The 17,701-nt window shown below is 73.6% G+C and carries 15 protein-coding genes; 9 read left to right on the top strand and 6 right to left on the bottom strand.

The genetic code is table 11. The features are described from left to right. The first annotated feature begins 72 nt into the window (after nt 1-72). The 3 genes from ACIQK6_RS33825 (at nt 73) to ACIQK6_RS33815 (ending at nt 3,171) form a co-directional block, all read left to right on the top strand. A complete protein-coding gene (locus ACIQK6_RS33825) occupies nt 73-1,101 on the top strand; it encodes an ATP-binding cassette domain-containing protein (protein ID WP_402696453.1) in 1,029 nt (342 codons plus the stop codon). Further along, on the top strand, nt 1,098-1,883 hold the full coding sequence (locus tag ACIQK6_RS33820) for an ABC transporter permease (protein ID WP_329103623.1): 786 nt from the start codon (nt 1,098-1,100) through the stop codon (nt 1,881-1,883). The genes ACIQK6_RS33825 and ACIQK6_RS33820 overlap by 4 nt, the downstream gene beginning before the upstream one ends. Before the next feature lie 91 nt (nt 1,884-1,974). Next, nucleotides 1,975-3,171, top strand: coding sequence for a CaiB/BaiF CoA-transferase family protein (locus ACIQK6_RS33815; protein ID WP_329103621.1), 1,197 nt, complete (start codon nt 1,975-1,977; stop codon nt 3,169-3,171). A 49-nt stretch (nt 3,172-3,220) separates the two neighbouring features. Here the strand turns inward: ACIQK6_RS33815 and ACIQK6_RS33810 are convergent, their stop codons facing one another. Then, nucleotides 3,221-3,490, bottom strand: a complete 270-nt coding sequence (locus ACIQK6_RS33810) for a hypothetical protein (protein ID WP_329103619.1) — start codon at nt 3,488-3,490, stop codon at nt 3,221-3,223. Nucleotides 3,491-3,769: 279 nt separating this feature from the next. Here ACIQK6_RS33810 and ACIQK6_RS33805 point away from each other — a divergent pair, with 279 nt between their 5' ends. Further along, entirely contained in the window at nt 3,770-5,497 is a 1,728-nt protein-coding gene (locus ACIQK6_RS33805) for a protein kinase (RefSeq protein WP_402696451.1), read from the top strand. On the opposite strand, the gene ACIQK6_RS33800 is transcribed toward ACIQK6_RS33805, so the two are convergent. Further along, a complete protein-coding gene (locus ACIQK6_RS33800; protein ID WP_329108085.1) occupies nt 5,467-6,273 on the bottom strand; it encodes an SGNH/GDSL hydrolase family protein in 807 nt (268 codons plus the stop codon). The genes ACIQK6_RS33805 and ACIQK6_RS33800 overlap by 31 nt on opposite strands. 206 nt (nt 6,274-6,479) lie before the next feature. Between ACIQK6_RS33800 and ACIQK6_RS33795 the strand changes: the two genes are divergently transcribed. Further along, nucleotides 6,480-7,577, top strand: coding sequence for a DUF5925 domain-containing protein (locus ACIQK6_RS33795; RefSeq protein WP_402696450.1), 1,098 nt, complete (start codon nt 6,480-6,482; stop codon nt 7,575-7,577). Between the two features lie 113 nt (nt 7,578-7,690). Here ACIQK6_RS33795 and ACIQK6_RS33790 read toward each other — a convergent pair whose 3' ends face one another. Continuing rightward, nucleotides 7,691-8,080, bottom strand: coding sequence for a GntR family transcriptional regulator (locus ACIQK6_RS33790; RefSeq protein ID WP_402696448.1), 390 nt, complete (start codon nt 8,078-8,080; stop codon nt 7,691-7,693). Between the two features lie 71 nt (nt 8,081-8,151). Here ACIQK6_RS33790 and ACIQK6_RS33785 point away from each other — a divergent pair, with 71 nt between their 5' ends. The 4 genes from ACIQK6_RS33785 (at nt 8,152) to ACIQK6_RS33770 (ending at nt 11,700) form a co-directional block, all read left to right on the top strand. After that, on the top strand, nt 8,152-9,093 hold the full coding sequence (locus tag ACIQK6_RS33785; RefSeq protein WP_329103611.1) for a GNAT family N-acetyltransferase: 942 nt from the start codon (nt 8,152-8,154) through the stop codon (nt 9,091-9,093). After that, nucleotides 9,090-9,572: a DUF402 domain-containing protein gene (locus ACIQK6_RS33780; RefSeq protein WP_402696445.1), complete on the top strand. Its 483-nt coding sequence runs from the start codon at nt 9,090-9,092 to the stop codon at nt 9,570-9,572. Before ACIQK6_RS33785 ends, ACIQK6_RS33780 begins: the two co-directional genes overlap by 4 nt. A gap of 176 nt (nt 9,573-9,748) precedes the next feature. Further along, a complete protein-coding gene (locus tag ACIQK6_RS33775; RefSeq protein WP_402696443.1) occupies nt 9,749-10,405 on the top strand; it encodes a histone deacetylase in 657 nt (218 codons plus the stop codon). 197 nt (nt 10,406-10,602) lie between these two features. Beyond that, entirely contained in the window at nt 10,603-11,700 is a 1,098-nt protein-coding gene (locus ACIQK6_RS33770; protein WP_402696442.1) for a lytic polysaccharide monooxygenase, read from the top strand. Nucleotides 11,701-11,731: 31 nt separating this feature from the next. Here ACIQK6_RS33770 and ACIQK6_RS33765 read toward each other — a convergent pair whose 3' ends face one another. The 3 genes from ACIQK6_RS33765 to ACIQK6_RS33755 form a co-directional block, all read right to left on the bottom strand. Continuing rightward, the gene (locus ACIQK6_RS33765; RefSeq protein WP_376113845.1) at nt 11,732-12,592 is read right to left on the bottom strand and encodes an esterase/lipase family protein; all 861 of its coding nucleotides are present in this window, start codon (nt 12,590-12,592) and stop codon (nt 11,732-11,734) included. A gap of 180 nt (nt 12,593-12,772) precedes the next feature. Continuing rightward, entirely contained in the window at nt 12,773-13,810 is a 1,038-nt protein-coding gene (locus ACIQK6_RS33760; RefSeq protein WP_402696439.1) for a hypothetical protein, read from the bottom strand. Then, nucleotides 13,807-17,343: a DNA polymerase III subunit alpha gene (locus tag ACIQK6_RS33755; RefSeq protein WP_402696438.1), complete on the bottom strand. Its 3,537-nt coding sequence runs from the start codon at nt 17,341-17,343 to the stop codon at nt 13,807-13,809. Before ACIQK6_RS33755 ends, ACIQK6_RS33760 begins: the two co-directional genes overlap by 4 nt. Between the last annotated feature and the right edge of the window lie 358 nt (nt 17,344-17,701).

Genomic DNA, 17,701 nt, shown 5'->3' with positions numbered 1-17,701 from the left:
GCTCAGATCACCTCGTCGTCTCCCCACCATCTTAGTTACGTACATCGTACGTAGTGAGGTACGGTGGCGCACATGACAACTACGTACGCTGTACTTAGTGAGGGTCTGGAGAAGAGCTACGGGGAGGTCCACGCCCTGCGCGGCCTCGATCTCGCCGTCCCCGAGGGCACGGTCTGCGGCCTCCTCGGCCCCAACGGCGCGGGCAAGACCACCGCCGTCCGGGTCCTCACCACGCTCACCGCACCCACCGGCGGCCACGCCCTCGTCGCCGGCCACGACGTCACCCGGGATCCCGCGGCCGTCCGCCGCGCCATCGGCGTCACCGGCCAGTACGCCTCCGTCGACGGGGACCTGACCGGCCGTGAGAACCTCCGGCTCTTCGCCCGGCTGGCCGGGCTGCGCGGCCGCGCGGGCCGGGCCCGCGCGGACGAGCTGCTGGAGCGCTTCGGACTCGGCGAGGCCGCGGACCGGGTGACCACCACCTGGTCCGGCGGCATGAAGCGGCGCCTCGACCTGGCCGCCGGGCTCGTCACCCGCCCTCGGGTGCTGTTCCTCGACGAGCCCACCACCGGCCTGGACCCAGCGGCCCGCGAGCAGATCTGGACGGCGGTGCGGGAACTCGTCGGGGAGGGCTCCGGGGGCACCACGGTGCTGCTCACCACCCAGTACCTGGAGGAAGCCGACCGGCTGGCCGGCGAGATCGTGGTCGTCGACCGCGGCCGGGTCGCCGCCACCGGCACCCCGGCCCGGTTGAAGGCCCGGATCGGCGCGCGCGCCGAGGTCACGGTCGCGGAGCGCGGGGCGCTCGCCCGCGCCGCCGCCGTACTCGACCGGCTCACCGGCGGTCGGCCCGCGCTCGACGAGGAGCGGCTGACCGTCGGCGTCACCGTCCTCGACGACGCCCTCACCCTGCCGCGGATCATCCGGGAACTCGACACCTCCGGGGTTCCGGTCACGGACGCGGCCCTGCGCCCGCCCACCCTCGACGAGGTGTTCCTGCGCCTCACCCGGGCCCGGTCCCTCGACGCCGCCGAAGAAGCCGACACCCCAGCCGACGTCCCCAACGCCGGCGCCAGCGCCGATCAGGAGCACGCCGCATGAGCACCCTGCTGTCCGACGGCGGAGCCGTCCTCACCCGCCAGCTCCAAAAGGCCCGGCACGCCCCGGCGCTGCTGATCCTCACCCAGACCATGCCGATCACCATGCTGCTGTTCTTCGGCTACGTCTTCGGCAGCGCGCTCGCCATGCCGGGCGCGGAGTACCGGGAGTTCCTGGTCCCCGGGCTACTGGCCGCCACCGCCGCGAACGGCCTGATGACCGGCATGTTCACGGCCGCGCAGGACGCCCACCGCGGGGTGATGGACCGTTTCCGGACCCTGCCGATGAGCCGCACCGCCGTACCGCTCGGGCAAACGGCCGCCGATCTGCTGACCACCGGCGTGTCGATGGTGCCGCTGATGCTGGTGGGGCTGGCGATGGGCTGGCGCATCGAGAACGGCCTGCCCGGTGCATTGGGGGCCCTGGGCGTGCTGCTGCTGTTCCGCTTCGCCACGGCATGGGTGGGCACGTACCTCGGCCTGCTGAGCAGCAGCGAGGAGGCGGCCGGCCAGCTCGGCAGCGCCACCTTCGTCCTGCCGATGCTCTCCAGCGCGTACCTGCCGACCGCGGGGCTGCCCGGGTGGCTGCGCGCGGTCGCCGAGTGGAACCCGATCAGCGCCGTCGCCACCGCCGTACGGGCACTGTGCGGGAACGCCGGGGGCGGGGCCGCGGCGGGCGCCGCCTGGCCCGCGGCCCATCCCGTGGCCGGGGCGCTGCTGTGGTCGGGGCTGTTGCTCGCGCTGTTCGTGCCGCTGGCGACCGGCAGGTTCGCGCGCGGCCGGTGACCGCCCGCGCAGCGGCCGCCTCATGTGACCAATGGCGCGCATCGCCGCCGGTGTGGTGACAGCGGCCCGTCCGACCGGGTAGGCAGGGCGCATGGCTACCGAACCGCTCCCCCTGGACGGCATCACCGTCGTCGCCGTCGAACAGGCCATCTCGGCCCCCTTCGCCACCCGTCAGCTCGCCGACCTGGGCGCCAGGGTGATCAAGGTCGAGCGCCCCGACGGCGGCGACTTCGCGCGTGCCTACGACACGGCCGCGCACGGCCTCGCCTCGCACTTCGTGTGGGCCAACCGGGGCAAGGAGTCGATCGCCCTCGACCTGAAGGACCCGCGCGGCCGCGAGGTCCTGCACGGCCTGCTGGCCGACGCGGACGTCTTCGTGCAGAACCTCGCGCAGGGGGCCGCGGCCCGCCTCGGGCTCGACTCGGCCGCGCTGTGCGCGCGTTACCCCCGGCTGGTCGCCGTGGACGTCTCCGGCTACGGCCCCGAGGGCCCGTACGCCCACAAGCGCGCCTACGACATGCTCGTCCAGTGCGAGGCGGGCCTGGTCTCGGTGACCGGCACTCCGGAGCAACCCGTCAAGGCGGGCATCCCGGCGGCGGACATCGCGGCGGCCATGTACGCCTTCTCGGGGGTCCTGGCCGCCCTGCTGCGCCGTGGGGTCACCGGGCGCGGGGGCAGGGTGGAGGTGTCCATGCTGGACGCGCTCGCCGAGTGGATGGGCCACCCGCTGCACCACACGATGCACGGCGGGGAGCAGCCCGTGCGCACCGGCCTCGCGCACGCGGTGATCGCACCCTACGACGCCTACGCGACGGCCGACGGGGACCGGGTGCTGCTATCGGTGCAGAACGACCGCGAGTGGCGGCGGCTGGCCGAACAGGTATTGGAGCGACCCGAGTTGGCAGAAGATCCGGCATACGCGACGAACGCGGCGCGCACCGCGAACCGGGAGAAGACCGACGCGGTGGTGGCAGAGGCGCTGGGCAGGCTCCGTGCGGACGGGGCGATCGAGCGGCTGGAGGCGGCGGGCATCGCGTGCGCGCGACTGAACTCGGTGGCCCAGTTGGCCGGGCATCCGCAACTCGCGGCCCGGGACCGCTGGCAGGAGGTGGATTCACCGGTCGGTCCGCTGCGGGCCCTGCTGCCGCCGATCGGACTGCCGGGCGGCGCGGCACCGCACATGGGTGCGGTGCCCGCGCTGGGCGAGCACACCGAGCCCCTGCTGCGCGCCCTGGGGATGGCGGACGCACAGATCTCGGACCTGCGCCGGGACGGTGTGATCGGGTAGGGCCGGGGAGCCGGCGGCCCGGGGGCCGACGGCTGCGGTACGGGGAAGGTTACGAGCGGCGGCTGCCGAAGAGCGTGCGACGCAGACGACGCAGCGGCGCGAAGAGCGAGACGCGCGCACTCCGGCTCCGCAGACGGTGCGTGTGGTCGCGGGAGGTGAGCTCGCGCATCAGCAGCGTCGCCTCGGCCGCTTCCCGGTGCGGGATGGCGGGACCGCCCAGCACGGCGAGGTGGCGGTCGAGGCGCGAACTGGTCGCACTACTGCCGCAGGTGATGGCAGGCACGCGTGGCGGCCTGCTGCGCATTGCTATCTGTTCCATGATCTCTCCCCACCCGTACGAGGGCACCCGGCCCGGGCAGGTTAACCCTATCGCCCCCGCATCGCCCCCGGGTATCCCGGTGGTGTGAATTACCCCTGCGGCGACGGGGAGTTGACGATTACTCAACGGAGTCGCCGATTACTCTCCGCACAGACGTCACGCTGAGAAAGGCCTCTGCACGAGTCCCGTCACGACAGGGGTCACACGGCTCGCACTGCGCTAACTTGGAGTGATCGCCCGATGACACGCGGGCGCACGGGAGCACACTCGGGGGCGCACGTGAGTGACCAATCGAACTCCGATCGTGTCATCGCGGGCCGCTACCGGCTGCTCGAACCGATCGGCCGGGGTGGGATGGGCGTCGTGTGGCGGGCCCGGGACGAGGTGCTGGCCCGCGAGGTCGCCGTCAAGGAGGTACGGGCGCCGGCCGGGCTGGAACCCGCCGAACTGGAGCGGCTGTACCGGCGGTTGGAGCGGGAGGCCTGGGCCGCGGCCCGGGTCTCGCACCGCGGGGTCGTCACCGTCTACGACGTGGCGTCCGATGGCGGGCGCCCCTGGATCGTGATGGAGCTGGTGCGCGGGCTCTCGCTGGCGGACGTACTGGAGGCCGAGGGGCCGATGGCCCCTCAGCGGGCCGCGCACATCGGCGAACAGGTGCTCGCCGCGCTGCGCTCCGCGCACGACTCGGGGGTGTTGCACCGGGACGTGAAGCCGGGCAACGTCCTGATCGCCAACGACGGCCGGGTGGTGCTGGGCGACTTCGGGATCGCGACCCTGGAGGGCTCCTCGGCGATCACCATGACGGGCGAAGTGGTCGGCTCCCCCGAATTCTTGGCCCCGGAGCGGGCGATGGGGCGCGATCCGGGACCCGCGTCGGACCTGTGGGCGCTCGGGATCATGCTCTATGCCGCTGTCGAGGGGGTCTCGCCCTTCCGGCGGGCCACCGCGCTGGACACGCTACGGGCCGTGGTGGACGCGGAGTTGCCGCCGCCGCGCCGGGCCGGGGCGCTGGAGCCCGTGCTGGAGGGGCTGCTGCGCAAGGACCCGGCCGAGCGGCTGCCCGCGGCGGAGGCGGCCCGGATGCTGCGCGTGGTGGGCGCGGGCGGGACCGTACGGGCCCCCGGCAGGCCGGCGTCGGGGCCGGACGGGCGGGCAACGACGGCGGCGCACCACGGGCAGGGGGCACACGAACCGCACGGGGCTCCGTACGGATCACGGCCCGGGTCACCGCACGCGGAGCCGTACGGGACGCCGCCGCCCTTGCCCGCGTCCGGTCCGGGAGCGCGCGAGGGCCGCGCCGGGCTGGTGCTGACGATCGGGATCGTGCTGATGCTGCTGGCCCTCGTCGCGGTGGGGTGGCTGCTGCTCAAGGACCGCGAGGACACGGGTGGGAAGGGCGGCGGGAACGGCGGCGCCCCGACCGGCTCGGCCACCACCACCGCCCAGAGCGTCACCACGACCCCTTCGGCGGTTCCCCCGGCGTCGGCGTCGGTGTCCGCCCCGGCCACGCCGGGGCAACACGTCTCGGTGTACGTGGACACGGTGCGCTCCTCCTACTCGGGCAGTTGCCCGCCGCCCGCCGAGCACGCGCCCGCCTTCACGGCCACCGTCGAGGTGGAGCGCACCCCGGTCGTGCTGGAGTACCGCTGGGCCACGCGGAGCGGGCGGACGTCCGGCCCCGACTGGCGCTCCGTCACGTACGAGGAGGGCGGGCCGAAGAGCCGGCGACTGGAGCACACGGAGCTCACGCACGAACCGGACGGGGTCTTCGCGGACGCGGTCCGACTGGAGGTGCGGGGAGCGGCCGAGGTGGCCACCCAGTGGGTGGCCACCTCGGTGACGTGCCGGAAGGAGACCCCGACGAGCGGGGCCCCCTCCCCCGGACCGAGTCCGTCACCGGCCTCGCCGACGGCGAGCGCCCGGGCGACTCCGGCGGCTCCGGCGACTCCCGAGACCGGCGAACCGGACCGGGCCGATCAGGCGGCGTTCGTGAGGACCGGCAGGTAGCCGCCGGACTGTCCGGCCGCGGTCGGGTGGTACGACTCGCCGATGTTCAGCCAGTTGACGCTGTGCAGCCACGCGCTGTTGGAGCAGATCTCGTGACCCGTGAAGGTGCCGACGACCGAGGCGTAGGTGAAGCCGTGGTTCGCGGCTCGCTTGGCGATGGCGGCGTTGAGGTGGTCGGCGGCTCCGTTGATGGCGGCCCGCTCGCCCTCGGTCAGGCCGGTGGTGCAGGTGCCGTTCAGCTTGTAGAAGCGGGGGTAGCCGAGGACGACGACGTGCGCGCCGGGCGAGCGGCTGTCGATGGCGTTGTAGACCTGGTCGAGCTGGCCCGGGAGGGTGGAGTCCACATAGGCCTTGGCCTGGTTCACGCGGCTGATGCAGGTGGATTCGGACTGGAGGACGCAGGTGGTCATGACGTCGGAGAAGCCGGCGTCGTTGCCGCCGATGGTGATGCTGACCAGGTCGGTGCCGGAGTTGAGCGGGGTGAGCTGGCTCGCGAGGACATCACCCGTACGAGCGCCCGAGCAGGCGGTGAAGGAGAAGGTCTGGGGGGAATGGGCGGCGGCCCACAGGGCCGGGTAGGCGCGGTTGGTGCGCTTGCAGTTGCCGCTCGCGCCGTCGTAGTTGCCGGCGCCGACGCCGGAGGAGTACGAGTCGCCGAGGGCGACGTAGCCGAAGTCGGCCCGGGCGGTGGCGGCCGCCTGGCCCGCGCCGAACAGGGTGGCGCCCGCGGCGAGTAAGAGGGAGGAGGTCAGGGCAGCGAAGCGCGACAGGTTCATGCTCATGTGTGCGGCTCCTTGTGGGGGTTACTCCTGAGTCCGTGGTACAAGCAGCCGAGAATGGCCGGAAGTGTCCATGCCAAGAATGTTCGGGGCAGAGTTGCGACCCGAACCTTCACTCCGATGGCGTTTGAAGAGGGAACTTGGGCACCCGATCCGGCGAAACACGGGTGCACGGGGCCACCGCGTGCCGGATCATGGGCGCCATGTCAGCCAACCCGCAGGACGCGCTGCCGATCCGGCTCAACGTCGACGACAGCGACTCGCCGTCGGACGTCGTCGATGCGCTCTTCCTCGGCCGGTTCGCGTCCGGCGAGCAGCCGTACTCGCACAGCGTGTCGATCGAGCGGGTCAAGGCGGAGGCCACGCTCCTGCCGCCGGGGGCCACGGTGTTGCGCTCGGCGCGCGACAGCGACCGCAGCGCCACCCTCGCCGAGGGCGAGGGCTGGACCGTGCTCGTCTCGCGCTGGAGCCGAGGCGCGGACGTCACCGTGACGGCGGTCAGCGACGAACTCGCCGCCGGCGTGCTCGGCCGGGCCACGGAAGGCGTGCAGGACGAGCCCGAACCCCAGCCCGAGAACGTCACGATGGGCTTCTGGTACGTCTCCCCGCGCCGCGGCCCGTACCGGACGACCCGCCAGATCGCGGCCGGCACCTGGGCGGAGGTGCGGCCCAACTACACCGCGCCGGTGGCCGGGGCGATGGACCGGCTGATGAAGGTGACCCCGGACGACATCGCGGGCCGGCTGCTGTTGCTGCACGGGCCGCCCGGCACGGGCAAGACCTCCGCGCTGCGCACGCTGGCCCGGTCCTGGCGCGACTGGTGCCAGGTGGACTGCGTCCTGGACCCGGAGCGGCTGTTCAACGACGTGGGCTACCTGATGGACATCGCGATCGGCGAGGACGAGGGCACGGCGAAGGGCCGCTGGCGGCTGCTGCTGCTGGAGGACTGCGACGAACTGATCCGGGGCGAGGCCCGCCACACGGCCGGGCAGGCGCTGTCCCGGCTGCTGAACCTGACGGACGGGCTGCTGGGACAGGGCCGCAACGTCCTGGTGGGGGTCACCACCAACGAGGACCTGGAGCGGCTCCACCCGGCGGTGGTCCGCCCGGGGCGCTGCCTGGCCCGCATCGAGGTCGGCCGGCTGACCCATCGGGAGGCGGTGGACTGGCTGGGCACGGACGAGGGCGTCTCCCGCGAGGGCGCCAGCCTGGCGGAGCTGTTCGCCCTGCGCCGCGGCACGGGCCCGGCGGCGATCCTGCCGCCACAGCCGCACGCCCCGGAGGCCGGGTTGTACCTCTAGCCTCCGGCGGTGCGCGCCCTTGCCACCTGCGACGGGGACAAGATCCAGCCCCGCCGGCGTTTGAGGCGCGGGGGTCCCGGGGGGGAGCCCCCGGCAGCCGGCCCGCGGGCCGGCTACTTCGCGGCGTACCGGGCCCGGAGGGCATCCGTGGCCGCGTCCAGGGCCTCGGCCTGGGTCAGGCCGAGCCGGTGGACGCGGTCCGCGTACGCCTGGGCCGCCGCGGCCGCCTCGCGGGACACCGCGTCCCCGGCAGCCGCGATGAAGGTCCCGTTCCGGCCCCGCGTCTCGATCACCGCATCCGCCTCCAGCGCCCGGTACGCCTTCGCAACCGTGTTGGCAGCCAGCCCCAGCTCCTCCGCGAGGCCCCGTACCGTCGGCAGCTTGAAGCCCGCCGGGAGCTTCCCCGACCGGGCCCGGTCGGCGATCTGCGCGCGCAGTTGTTCGTACGGGGCGGCCGACCCGGCCGAGCCGTCGATGGTGATCTTCAGGTTTGTCGAGGTCACGCGGGTGATTGTCCCTCATCGGCGGTTAATTGGGAGGCGCCCGTCGCGAAGGCGCACGTAGCGTCTGCCCCATGACCGTATCGATCCGTGATCTCCGCCCCGGCGATCCCTCGGACGCGGGCTCCGTCGCGCGCGTACGCCGCGCCGCCCTGCCGTTCATGATCATCACCGCTGAGAGCGTGGCCTTCGAGCTCTCCTCCGCCCACCCGGCGAAACACCACCGGATCCTCGTCGCCGAGACCGCGGACGGCCGGGTGATCGGCGCCGCCCAGGTCGGCATCGCGTACGACAGCCCCGAGCCCGGCCAGTCGTACGTCAACGTCTATGTCGATCCCGCCCACCGCGGCCTCGGCGCCGGCGCCCTCCTGCTCCGCACCGCCGAGGAGCACCTCGCCGCGCGGGACGCGGTGGACGTGTTCGCCTGGGTGCTCGACGAGCCCGCCCCGCGCGCCTTCGCCGAGCGGCGCGGGTACCTCCCCAGCCGGTCGGCGCACTTCCTGCGCCTGGACCTGGCGGCGGCCACGCTGCCCGAGCTTCCGCGGGACCTTCCGGCCGGGGTCGAACTGCGCCCCGGCTCCGCCTTCGCGGCCGACCCGCGGCCACTGTTCGAGGCTGACGCCGAGACCACCTCCGACGAACCGAGCGATGTCGCGGTGGAGTTCGACGACTACGAGGACTGGCTCGCGCACACCTGGAACAGCCCGACCCTCGACAAGGAGTTGACCACCGTCGCCCTGGTCGACGGCGTCGTGGCCTCCTTCACCGCGGCGCAGACCGACGGCGCCACCCGCTACGCCTCGGCGATGACCGGCACCCTGCGCGCCTTCCGCGGCCGGGGGCTGGCCAAGCTCGCCAAGACGGCCTCCCTGCACCGGGCCCGCGCGGCCGGGTACACCGAGGCATTCACCGGCAACGACGCGGGCAACGACCCGATGCTCGCCATCAACGATTGGTTCGGCTACGAGATCTGCGCGACCGAGACGCGCTACACGAAGAAGCTGGAGACCCCGTGACCGCACAGCTGACCGTCGTCCTGACCAAGGCCGGACGGACCAAGATCCGCTACCCGGCGGCGCAGGTCGCCGACGACGGCGACCGGATCTCGGTGCGCGCCCCCTGGGCGGCGGAGGGCGTACGGGACTTCGGCTTCGTGCGCTTCGAGCCGGGCGACGTGTTCGTCGAGCACTTCTGGCGGACCCGCTGGTACGCGGTCAAGGAGGTGTGGACCGCTGGCGGTGACCTCAAGGGCTGGTACTGCGACGTCACGCGCCCGGCTCTGGTGCAGAGCGGGGAGATCCTCGTGGAGGACCTGGACCTCGACCTATGGGTCTCGGCGGACGGGAGCTCCGTGCTGCGGCTGGACGAGGACCAGTTCGCCGAGAGCGGGCTCGCCGAGAGCGACCCGGAGGCCGCGGCCCAGGCCGTACGGGCCCTCGACGCGCTGGACGACCAGGCCCGGTCCGCGGCCGGCCTTTCCGCGCTCCTCCCGTAGTCCGGTGAGGCGGGAGGCGGGGCGCGCGGCGGCCCTCCCGTGGGGAGCCGGGAGGGCGCCGGGCCCGGGATGGTCCGGGGCCACACCATACGCACGGGCCCCAGCGACCCGATAGGCATATGACAGGGGAGATTCCGGATCCCCGATCCCCTACCCCCGGCTGCGAGGAGCTGAGCGTGTCCGTCCACACCGCCACCCCGCTCGTCGGGGCGATCCCCGTGCTCGAGAGGGTCTGGTACGCCTCCTACGGGTCCAACATGCACATGGACCGCCTCGCCACGTACATCGTCGGCGGGACCCCGCCGGGCGCGGCACGCACGTACCCGGGCTGCCGGGACCACAGGGCGCCCGAACGCTCGATCGCGGTCGAGCTGGAAGGCCGCCTGTACTTCGCCACGGAGTCTCCGGTGTGGACGGGGGGCCGGGCGTTCTACGACCCCACGGCCCCCGGGCGCACGCGCGGACGGGCGCACCTGGTGACGGTGGGCCAGATGTCCGACATCGCCGCCCAGGAGATGTACGCGGAGCCGGGGGCGGACCTGGACCTGACGGCGGCCCTACGGGACGGCCGTGACAAGCTGGGCCCGGGGCGGTACGAGACCCTGATCTGCCCGGGCACGATCGAGGGAATCCCCCTGCTGACCTTCACCGCGCCGTGGAGCCTCCAGGACGTCGAGGTGCTCAACCCGTCGGGCGCCTACCTGCGCTACCTGGCCTCCGGCCTCCTGGAGTCCGGCCCTTGGGAGGAGCAGGACATCGCCGGCTACCTCGCGTCCTGCCCCGGCGCCGCCGGCAACTGGACACCCGCACAGGTGAGAGACCTCCTTTCCTGAGGCGGCGCTTGTCCCCGGCTTAAGGGGGCCCTAAGGATCCGCTGCGGCGGGCTCGAGGGGGCAAAAGGCGTGGTCGGGGCGGCTAGCTTGGCCGGGCCAGGACAGGAAGGGCCCGTTGTCGCGCCGCCGGGGGGCGGCGCACCGCGGAGCCCGATTCCGCCGGCACGCCCCTGCCTTGTGCCCGAAGGAGATCACCCATGCCCGCACGCCGCCGCCGCACCGCCGTCACGCTGACGCGTATCACCTCCGCCGCCCTGGCCCCGCTCGCGCTGGCCGCGTACGCGGCGGCTCCGGCGGTCGCCCACGGTTCGATGACGGACCCGGTCAGCCGGGTGGCCGCGTGCTACGCCGAGGGGCCGGAGTCCCCGAAGTCGGCGGCGTGCAAGGCGGCGGTCGCGGCCTCCGGCACGCAGGCGTTCTACGACTGGAACGCGGTGAACATCGCCAACGCTGCCGGCAACCACCGGTCGCTGATCCCGAACGGCCAGCTCTGCTCGGCCGGCAACGACAAGTACCGGGGGCTGGACCTGGCCCGTGCCGACTGGCCGGCCAGCCCGATGGCCGCCGGGGCGCACACCTTCCGCTACAAGGGCACGGCCCCGCACAAGGGCTCCTTCGAGCTGTACGTGACGAAGGACGGCTACGACCCGACCAAGCCCCTGGCCTGGTCCGACCTGGAGCCGGCACCGTTCGCGAAGGTCACCGACCCGGGCATGCAGAACGGCGACTACGTCTTCTCCGGGACCGTCCCGAACAAGTCGGGCCGCCACCTGATCTACAGCATCTGGCAGCGCTCCGACAGCCCGGAGGCCTTCTACACCTGCTCGGACGTGGTCTTCGGCAAGGACAACGGGGGCACGGGCGGCGGGAACGGCGGGAACGGCAACGGCGGCGGCTCCGGTACCGCTCCGACCACCGGCACCGGTACGGGTACGGGTGCCAAGCCGAGCGGCAAGCCCGGCGACAAGCCGTCCGACAAGCCGGCGGACAAGCCCTCGGCCCCGACCGACCAGCAGATCTCCGACGGCGCCGGCAAGTCCACGGTGGAGCACAACGGCCACGGCAACAACGACCCGAAGACGAACGGCACGAAGGATTCCGCCGCCGTCCCGATCGCGGCCGGCTCCCCCTCGCCGGCCCCGGCCAAGGACAACCTCGCGGAGACGGGCGGCAACAGCGCCACCCCGACGATCGCGATCGCCGGGGCCGCCGCCCTGGCCGTCGGCGCGGCCGCGCTGTTCGCAGCCGCCCGCCGCCGCACCGCGCGTACGACGACGGGCCGCCACGGCCGCTAGGCCCCGTCCGTGCCGGACCGCCTGCGCCCCGTCAGTCGAAGACGGAGGCGCAGGTGGTCCGTTCGGCGTTGGCCGGGTCGAGGGCATTGACCGCCTCGTGCCAGGCGATCCGGTCGGTGAGGCCGATGGCGACGTGCTCCGAGAGGTCCAGGAAGCACAGGTCCTGGAGCACGACGTTGCGTACGTTCGCCCCCTCCAGGAAGCCGCTCCGGTACGGCGTCACCACCTCGTCGTACTTGGTCGCGATCACCGTGTACTTCACCCCGGGCACGGTGTCCCCGCCCGCGTTCAGCTTCTGCAGGAAGGCGGATCCGGCGATCTGGTCGGCGAGGCCCGGGGTCGCGGTGCTGATCAGGTCCTCGGCCCCGGGGAAGTAGGGCAGGAGCTTGGTGAATCCGAGCAGGGTGGTGCCGTGGTTGTCGGGGGCGAGCCCGACCAGCGCGTTGACCTTCTCCGCGCCGCCGAGGAACTTCAGGTAGTAGCGCGGCATCATGCCGCCCTGCGAGTGCCCGATGATGTCGGTCTTGGCGGAGCCGGTGGCGGCGAGGACCCGGTCGACGAAGACGTCGAGCTGTCCGGCGGACTTGTCGATGGGGCCGAGCCCGTTGAAGAGGGGCACGCCGGGCAGCTGACCGTAGTCGAGCGAGTAGACGCAGTACCCGCGGTGCACGAGGTACGGGGCGAGGCCGAGCCAGTTGTCCCAGGAGTTGCCGAAGGTGCCGTGCACGAGCACGACGGGGCGCGGGTGCGCGGCGGACGGCTTGCACGACCAGTTGTTCCAGCCGCTGCTGGGGGCGGCCGCGGCCTGCGCTGCGCCGGTGGGGGCGACGAGTGCGGCGGCGGTGAGGACGAGGACGGCGAGTGGGCGGAGCAGACGTCTCCAGGGCAGCATCGGGTGATCTCCTCGCGGGTCGACTCAGGGGGATGAGCGTGGGGGTTCGTCCCGTGATCCGGATCACAAGGGGGAGCTGCTGCCGCTAAATTACGGGCGAGTAGCAATACAGGGAAGTTACGCGTCAGTAAAAACTCGCGCGTCGCCCGGGCGACTGCCGGTACGGCGCCGGACGGACCGTCAGGCCGCCAGCGTGCCGCGGGCGATCGCGTGCGGCCCGAAGCGCGCGCGGACCCGGTCCGTGACGGCCTCCAGGCGTCGGGCCTTCTCGTCCTCGGGGTCGAGGCTGAGCTGCCGCGCGGCCCGTTCCGCCGAGGTCAGGTCCTCGGCGCGCAGGGACAGCGCGCGGACCCGGGCCCGCTGGAGGCCGAGGCCCGCGTAGAGGGCGTAGGCCGCGGCGGTCAGGGCGGCCGAGTGCGCGGTGGGCTCGGCCAGGGTGCGCGTCCGGGTGAGCGTGGTGCGGTCGGCACAGCGGACGGTGAGCGAGAGTGCGCGGCAGACCTGACCCCGACCCCGTTCCTGTGTACGAAGCTTCGCGCCGAGCTCCTCCGTCAGCGAGAGCAGCGCCCGCCGGTGCCGTACGGGATCCAGCTCGTCCAGATCGAAGAGCCGCTCGGCGGTGACGGCGCGGGCGGCAGCTCCCGGCCGGACGGGGGTCCGGTCGATCCCGAGGGCGCGCTCGTGCACCTCGCGGCCGAGCCGGGCGCCGAGGATCCGCCGTAGGGCGGCGGGCGGGGCGGCGGCGATCCGGCCGACGGAATCGAGGCCGTAGGAGCACAGGGTGCGGGCGGCCTTCGGCCCGACCCCGTCGAGGGCGGTGACGGGCTTGCCCGCCAGGAACTCCCGTACGGCGGCGGGCTCCCCGGGGATCACCAGGGTCTGCCCGGGCCGGGCCTCGCGGGCCGCCGCCCGGGCCAGCATGGGGTTGCCGGCCACCCCGACGGCGGCGTCCACGCCGTACAGGGCGAGGGCCCGGACCCGGATCACGGCGGCCAGCCGGGTCGCGTCGCAGTCGAAGTAGCGCAGTGCGCCCCGGACTTCGGCGAGGACGGCATCGGGCGCCAGGGCCTGCACGGCCGGGGTGATGCCCCCGAGCAGTGCGAGCACCCCGGCGTACTCCCGCGCCCCGAGCGGGCCCCCGTCGGCGGGGTACGGGCGCAGGCACATCACGACCCGCTCGGCGGCGGGCGCGGCGGTTCCGGCCGCCCCGGCGGTCATCCCGCGCTCCCCGGGCTGGAGTGCCACAGCTTGCGGCCGGTCGCGGGGCCGGTGCCCGGCGGCTGGAGGTCGGCCCAGGGGTTCATCTCGTACCCCGTGGACATGCGGATCGTGCGGCCGGGCCCCTTCGCCGCCGGCTTCCCGTCGGCCCCGTCGCCAAAGCCGTCGCCAAAGCCGTCGCCAATGCCGTCGCCGGAGGAATTGCCGGAGGCATTGCCGGCCGGTTCGGCGAGGCGGGCCGCGACCGCGTCCAGGCCGCCCGCCGCCCGCAGCTCCACCAGCTCCGCCAGGTTCCACGCCGCCGCCCCGACCACGCTCAGGCTCTGCGGGCCCCGCCGCTGCACGACGCCCCGCACCAGCAGCAGGAAGGAGTGGAAGACGGTGTGCGCGCAGCGTTCGTGGCTGTCGTCGAAGAAGGCCAGGTCGACCAGGCCCGTCCCGTCGTCCAGCGTCGTGAAGATGACCCGCTTCCCGGAGCGGATCGGCGGGGTCTGGGTGGCCGCCTTGGCCCCTGCGACCAGCACGGTCTGTCCGTGCTCGGTGTCCCGCAGCCGACGCGCCGGAATCACCCCCAACTCCGCCAGGAAGGCGTGGTGGTCCCCCATCAGGTGCCGCGAGGCGTCCATGCCGAGGACGCCCAGTTCGGCGCTGAGCCGTTCCGCCTCGGTCAGGTCGGGCAGTCCGATGGTAGCCGTGGACCTGCCGCCCTCCAGGGGGAGTTGAGGACCGCGCACGCCTGCGGCCCGCTGCGCACCGTGCAGCTCTGACACGTGCAACAGCAGGTCCCGCCGGTTGGCGCCGAAGGCGTCCAACGCCCCCACCTGCGCGAGCCGTTCGGCGACCGGGCGGCCCGGGTGCGCCCGGTCCCAGAAGTCGCGCAGGGAGGCGTACGGCTGCCCCGCCTCGATCCGGTCCGCCTCGGCCCCGCTGATGCCGTGGACGTCGGACAGTCCGAGCCGTAGCCCCCACACCCCGTCATCGGACACCAGTTCGATATGATGGGCGGCCGCCGACCGGTTCACGTCCAGCGGCAGCACCGGCACGCCCCGCCGCCGCGCGTCCGCCAGCAGCAGCCGTTTCGGGTACATCCCCGGGTCGTGGGTCAGCAGCCCGGCGTAGAAGGCCGCCGGGTGGTGCGCCTTCAGCCAAGCCGACTGGTACGTGGGCACGGCGAAGGCCACCGCGTGCGCCTTGCAGAAGCCGTACGACCCGAAGGCCTCCACGATCTCCCAGGTCCGGCCGATCACCTCCACCGGATAGCCGCGCTCGGCGGCCTTCGCCGCGAACCAGACCTTGATCCGCGGCTGCGACTGCGGGTCGGACAGCCCGCGCCGCACCCGGTCCGCCTCGTCCCGCCCGCAACCGGTCATGACGTGCACGATCTCGATGATCTGCTCGTGGAAGACCACCACCCCGTACGTCTCGCGCAGCGCGTCGGCCAGGTCCGGGTGCGGGAAGCGAACCGGGGCCCGCCCGTGCCGGGCCTCGATGAAGGGCCGCACCATGTCGGCGGCCACCGGCCCCGGCCGGAACAGCGAGATGTCGACGACCAGGTCGTGGAAGGTGGCCGGCTGCAGCCGCCCCACCAGGTCCCGCTGACCCGGCGATTCGATCTGGAAGCAGCCCAGGGTCTCGGCCGAGCGGATCAGCTCGTACGTGGCCCGGTCGCCCGGCGGCACCTGCGCCGGGTCGTCCAGGTCGAGCTCCCGCCCCGTGCCGCGCCGGATCTCCGCGACCGCGTGGGCCATCGCGGACTGCATCCGCACGCCCAGCACGTCCAGCTTGAGCAGCCCGAGCTCCTCCACGTCGTCCTTGTCGAACTGGGACATGGGGAAGCCCTCGCCGCTGGTGGGCACCACCGGCGTACGGGCGAGCAGCGAGGCGTCGGAGAGCAGCACCCCGCACGGGTGCATGGCGATCCCGCGCGGCAGCGCGTCCAGCGATTCCACGAGCTCCCACAGCCGCCCGTACGACTCCCCCCGTACGTCGCGCAGCTCGGGGAGTTCCTCCAGCGCGGCACGGGCGTCGCGGGCCCTGATGTGGGGGAAGGCCTTGGCGAGCCGATCGGTGACGGCCGGGTCCATGGACAGGGCGGCGCCGACGTCGCGGATGGCGTGCCGAACCCGGTAGGTCTCGGGCATGGAGACGGTGGCGACGCGCTCGGTGCCGAACCGGTCCATGATCCGCCGGTACACCTCCAGCCGGCGGGCGGACTCCACGTCGATGTCGATGTCGGGCAGGACGCGCCGCCGCTTGGAGAGGAACCGCTCCATCAGCAGGCCGTGGGCGACGGGGTCGGCGTGCGCGATCCCGAGCAGGTGGTTGACGAGGGAACCCGCGCCGGACCCCCGGGCGGCCACCCGAATCCCCATCTCCCTCACGTCGTCCACCACTTGAGCGACCGTCAGGAAGTACGAGGCGAAGCCGTGGTAGGCGATGACGTCGAGCTCTTGGTGCATCCGCTCCCAGTACGCGCGGTCGCCCGCGTAGCCGCGCACCACCATGCCCGCCGAGGCCCGGGAGGTGAGGACCCGCTGGGCGCTGCGGCGGGCCGCGCCGACGAGCCGGGCCTCGGGGAAGTGGACGGAACCCATGCCGAGGTCGTCCTCGGGGTCCACGGAACAGGCCTCGGCGGTGCGCCGGGTCTCCGCGAGCAGGCGCCTGGCGTCGGCGGGGCGCAGGCCGGCCGCCTGCGCGATCCGGTCGGCGGCCTCGGCCATGGCGGCAGGTCCCTTGAGCCAGCGCTCGCCGCTGTCGAGCGGGTACGCCGGGTTGCGCGGGTCGATGGGGACCAGCCGGCGGGCCGCGTCGAGGATGTCGGCGACCGGGCCCTGGCCGGGGTCGGCGTAGCGGACGGCGTTGGTCAGCACGGCCGGCACACCCTGCTCGGCGGCGAAGCCGACGGTACGGGCGGCCAGCCGGAGCGAGCCGGGCCCGGTACCGGTGCGGCCGTGGTGGACGGCCTCCAGGCGCAGGGAGTCGCCGTAGACCTCCCGCCACGGCGCGAGCAGCCGGGCGGCCCGATCGGGGCGGCCCGCGGCGAGGGCCCGCCCCACCTCGGAGCCGGGCCCGAGCAGGACGAAGACGCCCTCCCCGCGCAGGGCCTCCCAGGGCACCAGCGGAACCTCGGCGCCCCCCGCGTGGGCGGCGGTGACCATCCGGCACAGCTCGGCCCAGCCGGCGGCCCCGTCCCGTGCCAGGAAGACGGCGCGCGCGGCGGACTCGTCGACGAAGGCCCCGCCCTTGACGGGGGTGCGCCGCCGGTACGAGGCCTCGCCGGACCCGGTCGGACCCCCCGACCCGACCGGGCCCGGCGCGGGCGGAACCGCCATGTCCACTCCGAACAACGGCCGGACGCCCGCCTGCGCACACGCCTTCGCGAACCGGACCGCGCCCGCGAGGGTGTCGCGATCGGTCAGGGCCAGGGCGTCCATGCCCCGCTCGGCGGCGCGCTCTGCCAGCCGCTGCGGGTGTGCGCCTCCGTAGCGCACGGAGAACCCCGAAACGGTGTGCAGATGCGTAAAACCGGGCACCCGCGGCCTCCTGCTTCGCTCGAATGAACACCTCCCCCGGTCTCCACCATAGAGCAATTCGAATATCCGTGCGATTGCCCTGCGGGCTTGCTCGGCGGTGTGCGGCGGGTCCGGACCCGCACCGTTGCCCTGCGGGCGGCTCGGCTTTGTGCGGCGGGTCCGGATCCGTGCCGGGCGCTGCCCGGACCCGCGCCTCAAACGCCGGCGAGGCTGAAAATGCGGGCCCGCGCCACAGTGGGTGAGCGGGGCTCGATGCGGCGGGTTTGTCGGCACGGGTCGGTCCGGGGGGCCGTGGTGGGGTGTCTCCTCGGCTCGGCGCGTGCGGGCATGTCTCGGCTGTGCCCGGTGGTAGCGCCTC

Source organism: Streptomyces sp. NPDC091682 (assembly GCF_044756625.1).
Lineage (GTDB): Bacteria > Actinomycetota > Actinomycetes > Streptomycetales > Streptomycetaceae > Streptomyces.
Note: the sequence above shows the minus strand (reverse complement) of the source record. Positions and strands in the feature narration are given on the sequence as shown.

What these genes read in the sequence shown, in the direction of transcription:
- ACIQK6_RS33785 (WP_329103611.1), top strand. Translation starts at nt 8,152, where the DNA reads ATGACCGTATCGATCCGTGATCTCCGCCCCGGCGATCCCTCGGACGCG.
- ACIQK6_RS33810 (WP_329103619.1), bottom strand. Translation starts at nt 3,490, where the DNA reads ATGGAACAGATAGCAATGCGCAGCAGGCCGCCACGCGTGCCTGCCATC.
- ACIQK6_RS33795 (WP_402696450.1), top strand. Translation starts at nt 6,480, where the DNA reads ATGTCAGCCAACCCGCAGGACGCGCTGCCGATCCGGCTCAACGTCGAC.
- ACIQK6_RS33815 (WP_329103621.1), top strand. Translation starts at nt 1,975, where the DNA reads ATGGCTACCGAACCGCTCCCCCTGGACGGCATCACCGTCGTCGCCGTC.
- ACIQK6_RS33770 (WP_402696442.1), top strand. Translation starts at nt 10,603, where the DNA reads ATGCCCGCACGCCGCCGCCGCACCGCCGTCACGCTGACGCGTATCACC.
- ACIQK6_RS33800 (WP_329108085.1), bottom strand. Translation starts at nt 6,273, where the DNA reads ATGAACCTGTCGCGCTTCGCTGCCCTGACCTCCTCCCTCTTACTCGCC.
- ACIQK6_RS33760 (WP_402696439.1), bottom strand. Translation starts at nt 13,810, where the DNA reads ATGACCGCCGGGGCGGCCGGAACCGCCGCGCCCGCCGCCGAGCGGGTC.
- ACIQK6_RS33825 (WP_402696453.1), top strand. Translation starts at nt 73, where the DNA reads ATGACAACTACGTACGCTGTACTTAGTGAGGGTCTGGAGAAGAGCTAC.
- ACIQK6_RS33765 (WP_376113845.1), bottom strand. Translation starts at nt 12,592, where the DNA reads ATGCTGCCCTGGAGACGTCTGCTCCGCCCACTCGCCGTCCTCGTCCTC.
- ACIQK6_RS33820 (WP_329103623.1), top strand. Translation starts at nt 1,098, where the DNA reads ATGAGCACCCTGCTGTCCGACGGCGGAGCCGTCCTCACCCGCCAGCTC.